The sequence below is a fragment of the Cobetia sp. PDI-12MA genome (assembly GCF_059507695.1).
In genome coordinates this window covers 3,576,721-3,589,902 of the sequence record NZ_CM183351.1, presented here as the reverse complement: position 1 = coordinate 3,589,902, position 13,182 = coordinate 3,576,721, and the positions used below count along the sequence as shown (strand labels likewise).

The 13,182-nt window shown below is 63.8% G+C and carries 10 protein-coding genes; 3 read left to right on the top strand and 7 right to left on the bottom strand.

The features are described 5' to 3' along the window. Positions 1–57: 57 nt before the first annotated feature. The 5 genes from hslU to AC5WNI_RS15120 all read right to left on the bottom strand — a co-directional run bounded on the left by hslU (position 58) and on the right by AC5WNI_RS15120 (position 7,091). The gene (hslU, locus tag AC5WNI_RS15140) at positions 58–1,383 is read right to left on the bottom strand and encodes an ATP-dependent protease ATPase subunit HslU (protein ID WP_175089645.1); all 1,326 of its coding nucleotides are present in this window, start codon (positions 1,381–1,383) and stop codon (positions 58–60) included. A gap of 1 nt (position 1,384) precedes the next feature. Continuing rightward, positions 1,385–1,906: an ATP-dependent protease subunit HslV gene (gene hslV / locus AC5WNI_RS15135; protein WP_043332970.1), complete on the bottom strand. Its 522-nt coding sequence runs from the start codon at positions 1,904–1,906 to the stop codon at positions 1,385–1,387. A 331-nt stretch (positions 1,907–2,237) separates the two neighbouring features. Then, positions 2,238–2,903, bottom strand: a complete 666-nt coding sequence (locus AC5WNI_RS15130) for an SPOR domain-containing protein (RefSeq protein ID WP_175089644.1) — start codon at positions 2,901–2,903, stop codon at positions 2,238–2,240. Positions 2,904–2,906: 3 nt separating this feature from the next. After that, positions 2,907–4,592, bottom strand: a complete 1,686-nt coding sequence (argS, locus tag AC5WNI_RS15125; protein ID WP_175089643.1) for an arginine--tRNA ligase — start codon at positions 4,590–4,592, stop codon at positions 2,907–2,909. Positions 4,593–4,832: 240 nt separating this feature from the next. Beyond that, the gene (locus tag AC5WNI_RS15120; RefSeq protein WP_282627912.1) at positions 4,833–7,091 is read right to left on the bottom strand and encodes a primosomal protein N'; all 2,259 of its coding nucleotides are present in this window, start codon (positions 7,089–7,091) and stop codon (positions 4,833–4,835) included. A gap of 240 nt (positions 7,092–7,331) precedes the next feature. Here AC5WNI_RS15120 and rpmE point away from each other — a divergent pair, with 240 nt between their 5' ends. The 3 genes from rpmE to AC5WNI_RS15105 all read left to right on the top strand — a co-directional run bounded on the left by rpmE (position 7,332) and on the right by AC5WNI_RS15105 (position 9,327). Beyond that, positions 7,332–7,544, top strand: a complete 213-nt coding sequence (gene rpmE, locus AC5WNI_RS15115; RefSeq protein WP_054556509.1) for a 50S ribosomal protein L31 — start codon at positions 7,332–7,334, stop codon at positions 7,542–7,544. A 24-nt stretch (positions 7,545–7,568) separates the two neighbouring features. After that, positions 7,569–7,883, top strand: a complete 315-nt coding sequence (locus AC5WNI_RS15110; RefSeq protein WP_175089642.1) for a hypothetical protein — start codon at positions 7,569–7,571, stop codon at positions 7,881–7,883. A 175-nt stretch (positions 7,884–8,058) separates the two neighbouring features. Continuing rightward, on the top strand, positions 8,059–9,327 hold the full coding sequence (locus tag AC5WNI_RS15105) for a malic enzyme-like NAD(P)-binding protein (protein WP_043333076.1): 1,269 nt from the start codon (positions 8,059–8,061) through the stop codon (positions 9,325–9,327). A 160-nt stretch (positions 9,328–9,487) separates the two neighbouring features. Here the strand turns inward: AC5WNI_RS15105 and AC5WNI_RS15100 are convergent, their stop codons facing one another. Further along, positions 9,488–10,249 carry a DUF481 domain-containing protein gene (locus AC5WNI_RS15100; RefSeq protein ID WP_254627086.1) on the bottom strand — a complete coding sequence of 254 codons (762 nt, stop codon included), beginning with the start codon at positions 10,247–10,249 and terminating at the stop codon, positions 9,488–9,490. A 224-nt stretch (positions 10,250–10,473) separates the two neighbouring features. Next, positions 10,474–12,990 (bottom strand): penicillin-binding protein 1A, encoded by a 2,517-nt coding sequence (locus tag AC5WNI_RS15095; protein ID WP_175089641.1) that lies wholly within the window; start codon positions 12,988–12,990, stop codon positions 10,474–10,476. Positions 12,991–13,182: the final 192 nt, after the last annotated feature.

Genomic DNA, 13,182 nt, shown 5'->3' with positions numbered 1-13,182 from the left:
TCCCCTCAGGAGCGGAGCTGGCTTCCATGAGGGGCTGTCAGGCGCGTGAGCGTGTCGTCAGAGGATGTAGCGCGACAGGTCTTCATCACGCGCCAGATCACCCAGACGGGCATCGACGTAGGCGGCATCGACCTTGAGTTCACCGGGCTGATCGCCACCCTCGTAGGAGATCTCTTCCAGCAGACGCTCCATCACGGTGTGCAGACGGCGGGCGCCGATGTTCTCGGTGCCTTCGTTGACCTGGTAGGCGATCTGGGCGATGCGCTCGATGGCATCGTCCGCGAAGCTCAGCTCGACGCCTTCGGTCGCCAGCAAGGCCTTGTATTGACGGATCAGGGCGGCGGACGGCTCGGTCAGGATGCGCTTGAAGTCTTCCGGCGTCAGGGCGTTGAGCTCGACACGGATCGGCAGACGGCCCTGCAGCTCCGGAATCATGTCCGACGGCTTGGACAGGTGGAAGGCACCGGAGGCGATGAACAGGATGTGGTCGGTCTTGACCATGCCGTGCTTGGTGGAGACGGTGGAGCCTTCGATCAGCGGCAGCAGATCGCGCTGCACGCCTTCACGGGACACATCGCCACCACTGCCGGATTCGCCACGCTTGGCGACCTTGTCGATCTCGTCGAGGAAGACGATGCCGTTCTGTTCGACGGCCTCGATGGCACGGCTCTTGAGGTCTTCATCGCTGACCATTCTGGCCGCTTCTTCCTCGTGAACCAGCTTGAGCGCTTCCTTGACGGTGATGCGACGGCTCTCTTTCTGCTGCTTGCCCATGTTGGAGAACATGGACTGCAGCTGGCTGGTCATCTCTTCCATCCCCGGCGGGGTGGCGAAATCGAGAGTCTGGCTGGCCGGGCTCAGCTCGATATCGATTTCCTTGTCATCCAGCTGACCTTCGCGCAGCTTCTTGCGGAACATCTGGCGCGTGCTGCTGTTGTTGGCGGCAGCGTCGTACTCTTCGCCACGCACACGCGGCAGCAGGGCGTCGAGGATGCGCTCTTCGGCGGCATCTTCGGCCTTGTCGCGCACTTCCTTCATGGCGTCTTCGCGCACCAGCTTCATCGCGACCTCGACCAGGTCGCGGATGATGGATTCCACGTCACGGCCGACGTAGCCGACCTCGGTGAACTTGGTCGCCTCGATCTTGAGGAAGGGCGCGCCGGCCAGCTTGGCCAGACGACGGGCGATCTCGGTCTTGCCGACACCGGTCGGGCCGATCATCAGGATGTTCTTCGGCGTGACTTCCGGACGCAGATCGTCATCGAGCTGCATGCGGCGCCAGCGGTTGCGCATGGCAACTGCCACGGCGCGCTTGGCTTCAGGCTGGCCGACGATGTGCTGGTCGAGGGCGTTGACGATTTCCTTCGGGGTCATCTGGGACATCTCAGGACAGCTCCTCGATGATGGCATTGTGGTTGGTGAAGACGCAGATATCGGCCGCGATGGAGATGGACTTCTCGGTGATCTCGCGGGCGGAAAGCTCGGTATTCTCGATCAGGGCGCGGGCAGCGGCCTCGGCGTAGTTGCCGCCGGAGCCGATGGCCAGCACGCCGTGCTCGGGCTCGACCACGTCACCATTGCCGGTGATGATCAGGGAGGCATGCTTGTCGGCGACCACCAGCATGGCCTCAAGCTTGCGCAGGGCGCGGTCTGAGCGCCACTCCTTGGCAAGCTCCACGGCGGACTTCACCAGCTGGCCCTGATACTTCTCGAGCTGCGCTTCGAAGCGTTCGAACAGCGTGAAGGCATCGGCGGTACCACCGGCGAAACCGGCCAGTACCTGATTGCGATACAGACGACGCACCTTGGCGGCGTTGCCTTTCATGACAGTGTTGCCAAGGGATACCTGGCCGTCACCAGCCAGGGCGACCTGGCCGTTGCGACGCACGGAGACGATCGTGGTCATGGATAACTCCTGAGAGAGCATGCCGGCGATTGGAATAAGGTGAACGGGGCCGGGCATGGCATTTCTGGGCAGACGAGGCCGTGGCCTCGTCGCGTAAAACGGGTGGTGATCGTCAGCCTGGCGCTTGCCACTGCTTGCCGCGATCCTGCGCCGCCTGACGGGCGGCACGCGGGCCTGATATCTCACCGGAATGCTGTAGATGGGGGCGCCGATACGGGTTTCAAGTCATCGGCGACTCAGCGTTGACTGCGACCGGCCCTGGTCTGCGCCCTCATGCAACGGGCCCGCTCAAAAATGAGCGGGCCCGTCTGTCGCAAGGCTCACGCCTGGCTTACTGCAGCTTGATCAACAAGGGCTCGATGCCCTGGGTGTTCATCAGGTCCTGGGCGCGATTGAGCTCGCGGGTGTCCTTGTAGGGGCCGACCTGCACCCGGTGCCAGACAGTGCCGCCGGAGGCATTGACGTCACTGACCTTGGCCAGCAGGCCAAGGTCCTTGAGCTTGCCGGCCAGCTTCCTGGCATCGCTCATCTCGCGGAAGGACGCCGCCTGCAACATGTAGTTGGTCAGCGAGGCCTCGGACTTCTTGGTGCTCTCGGCGCTGCCCGGACGCGGCGTGGACTTGTACTCATCCACCTTGGGCGCGATCACCTCGGTTTCCGGCAGCAGGGTGTAGAACTCGAAGGTCGGCATGTTGCCGGCGGACTCTTCGGGGGCTTCCTTCTGCTGCTGGTTGCCCTGTCTGGCGGTCTGCTGCCCGCTCTGTTGTCCGTTCTGCTGCCCGCTCTGCTGAGTGTTGGCCTTGGGAACGATGGCCGCGACCGGCAGACGCGGAGCCTGTTTCTCGAAGTACTGCGCGAGAGCGAAGCCGGCGATCAGACCGATGATGCCCCACAGCCAGCCGGGCAGTCCACGGCTCTGGCTGGCAGCGGGTTGCCGACGGGGGCTCGCCCCCTGACGGGAGGCGGGCTTCTTGTTGGCGGGGCGGCGAGCAGCCATGGCTTACATCTCCTCGGGAGCGCTGACACCCAGCAGGGCCAGGCCGTTGCGGATGACCTGTGCGGTCGCCAGACCCAGCGCCATGCGCGCATTGCGGGTCGCGTCGTCCTCGACCATCACCTTCACCGCGTTGTAGCAGGTGTGGAAGTCGGAGGAGAGGTCCTGCAGGTACTGGGCGACCTGCTGCGGCTCGCGCACCTTGGCGGCGTGGGCGACGACGTCCGGGAACTGCGCCATGCGATTCATCACGGCCTTTTCCTGGTCGCTGGTCAGCAGGGTGAGCTGCGCCATGGCCAGGGCTTCGTCGAAGGGCTTCTCTTCGCGGCTGGCCTTGCGCAGCACGCTGTGCACGCGGGCGTGAGCGTACTGGATGTAGTAGACCGGGTTGTCGTTGGACTGGGAGCGCGCCAGGTCGATGTCGAAGGTCAGCTGGGAGTCGGCGCGACGTGCTGCCAGGAAGTAGCGGGTCGCGTCGCGGCCGACTTCCTCGATCAGGTCGCGCAGGGTCACGTAGCTGCCGGCACGCTTGGACAGCTTCACTTCCTCGCCGGAGCGCATCACGGTGACCATCTGGTGAAGCACGTAGTCCGGCCAGCCCTTGGGGATGTCCGCCTGCAGGGCCTGCAGTCCGGCACGCACGCGGGTCACGGTGGAGTGGTGATCGGCACCCTGCTCGTTGATGACCTGGGTGAAGCCACGCTGCCACTTGTCGAGGTGGTAGGCGACGTCGGGCAGGAAGTAGGTGTAATCGCCGTCACGCTTGCGCATCACGCGGTCCTTGTCATCACCGAAGTCGGTGGTGCGCAGCCACAGGGCACCATCGTCTTCATAGGTGTAGCCGTTGTCGACCAGGCGCTTGACGGTCTCTTCGACCTTGCCGTCACGGTATAGCGAGGACTCGAGGAAGTAGACATCGAATTCGACGCCGAAGGCCTTGAGATCGAGATCCTGTTCATGGCGCAGATAGGCGACGGCGAAGACGCGGATGGCCTCCAGGTCATCGGGGTCCGCGGCGCCGGTCACCTGCTTGCCATCGGCTTCGACGGTGTCGCCGGCCATGTAGGAGGCGGCCAGTTCGCTGATGTAGTCACCGCGATAGCCATCGGCCGGCCAGCTGGCGTCATCCGGGCCCAGGCCCTTGGCGCGTGCCTGGACGGAGAGTGCCAGATTGTTGATCTGGGCGCCGGCGTCGTTGTAGTAGAACTCGCGGGTGACATCGTGGCCGGTGGCGGCCAGCAGGCGGCACAGTACGTCGCCGACTGCGGCACCGCGGCCGTGACCGACGTGCAGCGGACCGGTCGGGTTGGCGGAGACGAACTCGACCTGCACCTTCTCGCCGGCACCCACGTCGCTGTGACCGAAGCTGTCGCTTTCGCTGAAGATGCGACGCACGATGTCGGCTACCGCACCAGTGTCAGCGAAGAAGTTCAGGAAGCCGGGGCCGGCGATCTCGACCTTGGAGACGGCATCGGAGGCCGGCAGCGCCGCGATCAGCTTCTCGGCCAGATCGCGCGGCTTCATGCCGGCGGCCTTGGACGTCATCATCGCCAGATTGCTGGCGTAGTCGCCGTGGCTCTTGTCCTTGGTCGGGTCGACCTTGATCTGCGGGCTGGCGTCGGCGGGCAGGGTGCCGTCGGCCTTGAGGGTTTCCAGGGCCTGGCCCAGCAGTTCGATGATCGTCTCTTTCATGGAATATCGGTCTCTTCACGGCTCGGGTCGCACCGCGTGCCATACAGCAGGCGGTTGCAGGCATCAGGCCTGCGGGCAATGGGGGAGTGCGGATGTCGCTGCACGATGGCGGGCATTATCACCGATCCTGGGGCTTGCATAAACCGTCGTGATCAATCGCGCCGTATTCCGCGCCCTGCAGGGATAGTGGTCAGTTCATCGCAAGCGGCGTGCGGGGCTGTCACGCCGCTGACGATGAACTCACGCCATGCCGATGGGATCGACATCCAGCGACCAGCGCAGGCGGCGCGCGTCGCGGTCCTGCTCGCAGAGTGTCACCAGCCAGGCCGCCGCTTCATGCAATGGGCCGCGTTTCGCACAACGCAACAGCAATTGGGCGTGATAGCGATTCTGGCGACGCTCCATCGGCGCGGGCACCGGACCGAGGCAATCCACCTTGAGGTTGGCAGCCTCGAGGTGCTGGCGCAGGGCGCCACCCACCTTCAACAGCCACTGCTCGACCTGCTGCTGGTCGCTGGCCTCGGCGCGCAGCAGCGCCAGATGGCTGAACGGCGGTAGCTGGGCGATGCGGCGCTCCTCGAGCAACTCCCCCGCCAGCTGCGGGTAGCCTGCCTGAATCAGCGTCAGCAGGTTGGGGTCTTCCGGGTGGCGCGTCTGGATCAATACCTCACCGGGGCGCTCGGCGCGTCCGGCACGCCCCGCGACCTGCACCAGCAGCTGTGCGGACTGCTCAAGTGCGCGGAAGTCGGCGGCATAGAGGCCGCTGTCGGCGTTGACCACCACCACCAGGGTGACGTGGGGGAAGTGGTGGCCCTTGGCCAGCATCTGGGTGCCGACCAGCAGGCAGGGTTCACCACGCCGGATCACCGCCAGCGCCTCGCTCATGGCGTCCTTGCGCTGGGTGCTGTCGCGGTCGATGCGCAGCACCGGCACGTCGGGGAATTTCTCGCCGAGCAGCTCTTCGGTACGCTCGGTGCCCGTCCCCTGCGGGCGAACGTCGCCACTGCCACAGGCCGGGCAGGCGTCCGGCAGCGGGCGGGTGCGCTCGCAGTGGTGGCAGGTCAGCTGGGGCGGATGACGATGCAGAGTCATGCAGGCATCGCAGTTGTCGCATTCGGCAATCCAGCCGCAGGCATGGCAGGTCAGGGTCGGCGCGAAGCCGCGTCGATTGATGAATACCAGCACCTGATCGCCTTGGGCGAGGCGCTTCTCGATCGCTTCCAGACTCTGGGTCGAGAGACCGCCCAGCGTCATGCGGCCGCGCAGGTCGACGGGGTGCAGGCGGGCCGGCTGACTGCGTCCGGCGCGCTTGAGCAGATGCAGATGCGTGAAGCGCCCCTCGCGTGCATGGCGCAGGCTCTCAAGAGACGGCGTGGCGCTGCCGAGCACCACTGGTATGCCTTCCTGCTTGCCGCGCACCAGCGCCAGATCGCGGGCGTGATAGCGCAGGCCGTCCTGTTGCTTGAAGGAGCCGTCGTGCTCCTCATCGACGATGATCACGCCGAGTCTGGCCATCGGCGTGAAGATGGCGGAGCGGGTACCGATCACGATTCGCGCCCGGCCGCTGCGGGCGGCTTCGAAGCCATCGAGGCGTTCGCCATCGCTGACGCCGGAGTGCAGCATCACCTGCGGCACACGGAAGCGTCTGCGGAAGCGCTCCAGCGTCTGGGGTGTCAGGCCGATCTCGGGCACCAGCACCAGCGCCTGGCCGCCGCGGTCCAGCACCGCCTCGATCAGCTGCAGGTAGACCTCGGTCTTGCCGGAGCCGGTCACGCCCTCCAGCAGTGTGGGTGAGAATTGACTCAGACCGTCGTGCAGACGCGAGAGGGCGCGGCCCTGTTCATCATTGAGGACAAGGTTGGGTTCGGCGAGCACGCCCTTGCTGGCCTGCTCCGGCGTGGCGCCGGTCACCGGCTCCTCGCGGGATTCGATGTAGCCGCGACCGCGCAGGGTTTCCAGCTGCTGGCGGGTGAATCCCTGGGCGGTGATGGCGCTGTGCACCAGGCCATGACGATGCTGAGCGAGCAGCTCCAGCAACGCGATCTGGCGGGTGGCTCGCCCCAGGCTTGCCGGCTCGGTGGCGCGGCCCTTGTCGGTCAGCGTCCAGCGCTCACGGGTACGCGCCTCCAGGGCGCGCCCCTGACGCAGCAGCGAGGGCATCGCCTGGGCGAAGGTGTCGCCGAGCGAGTGCTGGTAATAGCGCGCGGTAAACTGACATATCCACAACCAGTCGGCCGGCAGCGGTTCGTCATCGATGACTTCGCTGACAGGCTTGAGCTTGTCGATGGGGAAACTTGAGTCGCTGCGCAGCTCGGCGATCACCCCGACCAGCTGGCGACGCCCGAATTCGACGCGCACGCGCAGGCCCACCTGCCAGCCGTGGCGGGGCGGCTGGCGGGATGGCAGGTAGTCGAACAGATCGCGCAGCGGGCCGGGAATCGCGATGCCCAGCACACGTCCCGGCAGGTGAGTCGCAGTCTTGTCGGTAGTGTCAGGCACGCAAGGTATCCGGATATGAGGTGATATGAGGCGTTCAGTAAAACGGGGATATGCCGTGGCACGCAGTCTACAAGGTGTTGCCCGCGATAAACGGCACAAAGTTTGGTCTTGCGGCAGATGACTGGTAAAATGCGCGGCCTTCCGTCGGAAACGGCGGAATGACCGGTTCAATCCAAAACCCGTGTACGGTGCCTGGCAAGTGATCAGGTGGCGGTGCACAGCGACCTGAGGTTACACATCATGAAACAGGGTATCCATCCGGACTACCAGCGCCAGACCGCAACTTGCTCCTGCGGCGCGCAGCACGAAATCGGTACCACTTCCAAGCAGACTTTCGCGCTTGACGTGTGCTCCGAGTGCCACCCGTTCTACACCGGCAAGCAGAAGCAGGCTACCACCGGTGGTCGTGTCGAGCGCTTCAACAAGCGTTTCGGTGCTGCCATCAAGCGCTGATACCTTCAGCTGCTTGTCGCTTTCATGGCGCTGCGCATCTTGCAGCGTCATGGACGAAAAACCCGCTCACGAGCGGGTTTTTTTGTGCCTGTCGTTCAGGCCGCTCTGAAGAGGGCCGCGACCACGACAGCTGATTCGAGATGCCCTTGCGAAGATGTCACCCCTGCGCTGCGCTTGCTGAAGGGAAAGATTGTTTCCGATCTGGCACTTTTTCTGCTCTGCCTCTGCATCAAGCGCGCCGGAATGGTGGGTTGCGTCGGTGAGCGGTCGAAAATCGAGGATCTTGCGCGAATCGTGGCGTCAACAAGGGTCGAAATCGACACGAAATCCTGTCAGTGATAAGGAAAGGTTTATGGCTGGACAGGGCATCCATAACGTTAGACGAATGGCTAAAACATTTTTTAAACAGTCGTTTTAAAGTCATGCATAACAGCAAGTTGCGTCGGTTGTTCAGAGGTGTCTTTTTCTATATTCTGGAGCAGCCAACCCCCCGCCAAAATACCGGATGACACGCATGTCTGATGCCATGAAGAAAGCAGCACTGCAATATCACGCCGAACCGATTCCCGGGAAGCTCTCCATCGAGCTGACCAAGCCGACCGAGACCGCCAAGCACCTGGCGCTGGCCTACAGCCCGGGCGTTGCCGAGCCGTGCCGCGAAATCGCCGCCGACCCGGAAAACGCCTACCTGTACACCGGCAAGGGCAACCTGGTCGCGGTCATCTCTGACGGGACTGCCATCCTTGGCCTGGGCAACCTGGGCCCGCTGGCTTCCAAGCCGGTCATGGAAGGCAAGGGCGTGCTGTTCAAGCGCTTCGCTGGCATCAACTCCGTCGATGTCGAAGTGGATGCGGAAAGCCCGCAGGCCTTCATCGACACCGTGCGTCGCATCCACACCACCTACGGTGGCATCAACCTGGAAGACATCAAGGCACCGGAGTGCTTCGAGGTCGAGCAGGCGCTGATCGAGCAGTGCAACATCCCGGTCTTCCATGACGACCAGCACGGTACCGCCATCGTCACCGCGGCCGGCATGCTCAACGCCCTGGATATCGCCGGCAAGAAGCTGGAAGACGCGCGCATCGTCTGCCTGGGTGCCGGCGCTGCCGCCATCGCCTGCATGAAGCTGCTGGTCGCCAGTGGTGCCAAGGTCGAGAACATCTTCATGCTCGACCGCAAGGGCGTGATCCACAGTGGCCGTGACGACCTGAACCAGTACAAGGCGATGTTCGCCACCGAGACCGAGCTGCGCACGCTGGACGACGCCATCGATGGCGCCGATGTCTTCGTCGGTCTGTCCGGCCCGAACCTGCTCAAGGCAGAGCAGCTCAAGAAGATGTCCGCCAATCCGATCGTCTTCGCCTGCTCCAACCCGGACCCGGAGATTCACCCGGATACCGCTCGCGAAGCACGCCCGGATGTCATCATGGCGACAGGTCGCTCTGACTACCCGAACCAGGTCAACAACGTGCTGGGCTTCCCGTTCATCTTCCGTGGCGCGCTGGATGTGCGTGCGACGCGCATCAATGAAGAGATGAAGCTTGCCGCCGTTCACGCTCTGAAAGATCTGGCGCGTGAGCCGGTCAGCCAGGATGTGCTGGATGCCTACGAGATCGACAGCCTTGAATTCGGCCCGGGTTACATCATCCCGACGCCGATGGACTCGCGTCTGCTCGAGCGTCTGCCTGCAGCCGTGGCCCAGGCGGCCATCGATTCCGGTGTCGCGCGCAAGCCGTACCCGGCGCACTACCCGCTGACCAGCACGGATCAGGTCTACGGTTAAGCGTCAGCGGTCGAATGGCCGGTTGGCGGCGTCGCTTGAGCGACGCAGGAAATGAAAAAGCCCTCGTCGGAGATTCCGGCGAGGGCTTTTTGTTGGTGGATGCTTTCAGCCACGAACCACCCGCGACTGGCACCCGTGCGGGCAGGCGCCAGGCCTTTGCTCAGAAGCTGTAGAGGATGGAGGCCGCCGTGGTGGTGTCGGTCTTGGCATCCGACTCGTCGGGCGGATTGGTGTTGTTCTCGATCTCATGCGAGAGCTTCAGGGCAAGGCTTGCATTGATGGCGACCGTCAGCGCGGTATAGCTGCGACTGATCACGTTCTCGCGCGTGGCCTCTGCCGAGAACTGCTGCTCGAACTTGGAGGTATCGGACAGCTGCCAGCGGTAGTCCATCGCGCCATAGCCCAGCAGGTAGTTCTCGTGATCCCCCGCCGTGATGTCATCGAACCGATACCCCGGCCCGGCCTCGAGGGATAGGTTGTGCTCGGGGCCATCCAGTACCGTGACGCCTTCACCGACGATGGAGGTGACCTGGTGGTTGTAGCCGGAGAAGCGTTCCTTCTCCCAGCGCAGCAGCCCGAAGGCGTAGTGGTCATCGCTGAGGTCATAGCGCTCGCGCTGGCCGACCAGGTACTTGTCGGTCGTGGTCTCGCCACTGCTGGAGACATGCTTGGCCTCCACCCGGAAGGTGTGGGTCCAGGGCTTGAGGTGCCAGGACAGGCTGGTCTTGCCCAGCAGGGTCTCGCTGTTCGAGTTGCCCGACAGCTTGGTGAACCCCAGCTCGGCCTGGCCGCTGAAGGGCTCAGAGTCCTCGCTGGCGGGGGGCGGTGCATAGAAGAGGTCGTCTGCGACAGCCGTGTCGAGGGGAAGCAGGGCCAGGCACAGAAACGCGGTCCTGCGCAGTGTGGGCAATGGGTGAAGCATGCGAACTCCGGCATGTTTGAGGCATGACATCATCATCGGGTATGTGACTTGCGAGATGACGCTGGCTGAGCGGGGCGGCCTGGCGCGTCATCCGGACGCTACCAGTGGATCGCGATACGGGGGAGCCTTGCGAATGCTCAGATGGCAGAAGAGCGACCAGCGGCCGCTCTTCCTTGGGCTCTCCCCCTGCCGATGAGGCTGGCAGGCGAGGTCTGGAGATCAGATCAGAAGATGGCCTCGAAAGTTCCGGTACCTTCCGAACCGCTTTCCTGCTCCAGCTCCTTGCGAATGGTGCGTTCCTGATAGGGCGGCAGATTATCCTTGCGGAACAGTTCGCTGATGCCGCCGGACTGACCACTGCGCAGGCGCTTTCCGGTGTCCGGGTCGATGGTCGCCGTCACGATGTTGTTCGGACGCTCCATGGTGGAGGACGGCATGCCCTTGAGGGCACCGCGCATGTAGTCGACCCAGATGGGCAGGGCAGCCTGGGCGCCATACTCGGCCAGGGTGTCGTTGGAGTCCTTGCCGACCCAGACCGTGGCCACCAGCTTGCTGTTGAAGCCGGAGAACCAGGCATCACGCTGGTCGTTGGTGGTGCCGGTCTTGCCGGCCAGGTCATCACGACCCAGCGCCAGAGCGCCACGGCCAGTGCCGCGCTTGATGACATCCTGCATCATGTCACGGATCAGATACATGGCTTCGGGGGAGGCGACACGCTCGGCCAGCGGGTACTGGCGACCGTCACGATTGACGGTGACCATGCCCGGCGCACAGTTGGCACAGGCAACCGCTGGATGCGCTTCATAGTCGGTCTCGTCATCGCCACGCGTGATGGTATCGATGTACCAGGGCTCGACACGGAAGCCGCCATTGGAGAGCACGGCGTAGCCGCGTGCCATCTCCAGCGGGGTCAGTGAGGCGCTGCCCAGGGCCAGTGACAGGCCATTGGGCAACTCGTCACGCTGGAAGCCCAGCTTGACCAGGAAGTCGAGGGTCTTGTCGAGGCCGACCGTCTGCAGCAGACGCACGGAGACCAGGTTCAGCGAACGATACAGGCCAACGCGGATGCGGGTCGGGCCGGTGAACTTGCCGCCGGCATTTTCCGGGCGCCACACCTTGCCGCCATCCTGAAGCACGACAGGGGCGTTGTTGATGATGGTCGCCGGTGACATGCCGGCCTGCTCGAGCCCGGACAGATAGACGAACGGCTTGAAGATCGAGCCTGCCTGGCGGCGTGCCTGGATGGCGCGGTTGAACTTGCTGGCGGAATAGCTGAAGCCACCTTGCAGGGCGAGGATGGCGCCACTTTCCGGATCCAGTGAGACGATGGCGGATTGCGCGTCCGGCAGCTGGCCCAGGCGGTAGCCGTCGTCCTGCTTGATCACGCGTACCAGATCACCGGCATTGGCGATCTCGGCGGCCGAGCCCGGCACGCCGCCACGCCATTTGGCGCTCTTGTACTCACGCGCCCACTTCAGGCCGTTCCAGTCGAGGGTCACGGCTGTGGCGTCGGCCAGCAGCACCTTCATCTGCTTGCCGGTGCTTTCCACCACGATGGCAGCCTTCAGCGGGCCGTAATCCGGGGTACGGTCGAGCACTTTCAGCCAGTTCGAGACATCACGGTCGATGCCGGCGATGCGCTTCTCGCTCTTCTGGGCCGCCTGCCTGGCGGTTTCCAGCACTTCCGGCGACTTGGAGAGTTCTTCCTCGAGGCCGGCCTGATCGGTCTGGTCCTGGGCTTCCGCCAGGGAGGCGGCGATGTCGGATTCCTCGACTCCGCGCCAACCGTGGCGGGTATCGTAGGCGATCAGCCCCTTGATCAGCGCATCACGTGCCATTGGCTGCAGCGAGCTGTCCAGCGTCGTAGTGATGCGGACGTTGTCGGTGTAGGCCTTGTCGCCGAAGCGGTCGACGGCGAAGCTGCGCGCCATTTCCGCGACGTAGGGTGCCTGCACTTCCGGTCGGGAGTAATGGCGTGCCGCGGTGATCGGCGCCTTGACGGCTTCGTCATAGGCCTGCGACTCGATGTAGCCCAGCTCCTTCATGCGCAGCAGGATCCAGTTGCGACGGATCAGTGCGCGCTGCGGATTGGTCAGCGGGTTGAAGCTCGACGGCGCCTTGGGCAGACCGGCCAGCATGGCTTGCTCGGCCAGGGTCAGTTCATCCAGGGACTTGTCGTAATAGGTGCGCGCAGCGGCGGCGATCCCGTAGGCGCGATGGCCCAGGAAGATCTTGTTGACGTAGAGCTCCATGATCTCCTGCTTGGAGAGAATCTCTTCCATCTGCAGCGACAGCAGAATCTCGCGAATCTTGCGCGTGAAGGTCTGGTCCAGCGTCAGCAGATAGTTGCGCGCCACCTGCATGGTGATGGTGCTGCCACCTGACTGGATGCTGCCGCTGGAGGCCAGCTGCACGGCCGCGCGCGCCAGCCCCTTGGGGTCGATGCCCGGGTGGGAGAAGAAGTTGCTGTCTTCGGCGGCGAGGAGGGCGTCGATGAAGGTCTCGGGGATCTCGTCGTAGGTGACCGGGATGCGACGCTGGTCACCGTATTCGCCGATCAGCTTGCCATCGCGGGTATAGATGCGCAGCGGCGTCTGCAGCTTGGTATCCTGAAGCTGATGGACGTCGGGCAGGCCCGGCGAGAAGTACAGCGAAGCGCCAACGATGGCCAGAAGTCCCGCGGCACATAGTGATAGCAGCAGCCAGAACACTGGCGAGAATAGTCGTCTCAATAGCTTCATGGGCAAGACAGGGTCCGTGGGTAAGAAAAGCGAGTGGCTGCGCGGGGATTGGCAATTCCATTGCTGGGGCATTATAAGTAGCGGGTTCAGATGCGGCCAGCGTTGAACCCTGACTTGCGCGTCTGTTGTGTTATTCTGGGAAACATAATGTAACATCCTGGAGTGATAGAGGGTGTCGCGGCAACGTCGTCA

What these genes read in the sequence shown, in the direction of transcription:
- hslV (WP_043332970.1), bottom strand. Translation starts at nt 1,906, where the DNA reads ATGACCACGATCGTCTCCGTGCGTCGCAACGGCCAGGTCGCCCTGGCT.
- AC5WNI_RS15095 (WP_175089641.1), bottom strand. Translation starts at nt 12,990, where the DNA reads ATGAAGCTATTGAGACGACTATTCTCGCCAGTGTTCTGGCTGCTGCTA.
- AC5WNI_RS15130 (WP_175089644.1), bottom strand. Translation starts at nt 2,903, where the DNA reads ATGGCTGCTCGCCGCCCCGCCAACAAGAAGCCCGCCTCCCGTCAGGGG.
- hslU (WP_175089645.1), bottom strand. Translation starts at nt 1,383, where the DNA reads ATGTCCCAGATGACCCCGAAGGAAATCGTCAACGCCCTCGACCAGCAC.
- AC5WNI_RS15105 (WP_043333076.1), top strand. Translation starts at nt 8,059, where the DNA reads ATGTCTGATGCCATGAAGAAAGCAGCACTGCAATATCACGCCGAACCG.
- rpmE (WP_054556509.1), top strand. Translation starts at nt 7,332, where the DNA reads ATGAAACAGGGTATCCATCCGGACTACCAGCGCCAGACCGCAACTTGC.
- AC5WNI_RS15100 (WP_254627086.1), bottom strand. Translation starts at nt 10,249, where the DNA reads ATGCTTCACCCATTGCCCACACTGCGCAGGACCGCGTTTCTGTGCCTG.
- argS (WP_175089643.1), bottom strand. Translation starts at nt 4,592, where the DNA reads ATGAAAGAGACGATCATCGAACTGCTGGGCCAGGCCCTGGAAACCCTC.
- AC5WNI_RS15110 (WP_175089642.1), top strand. Translation starts at nt 7,569, where the DNA reads ATGGCGCTGCGCATCTTGCAGCGTCATGGACGAAAAACCCGCTCACGA.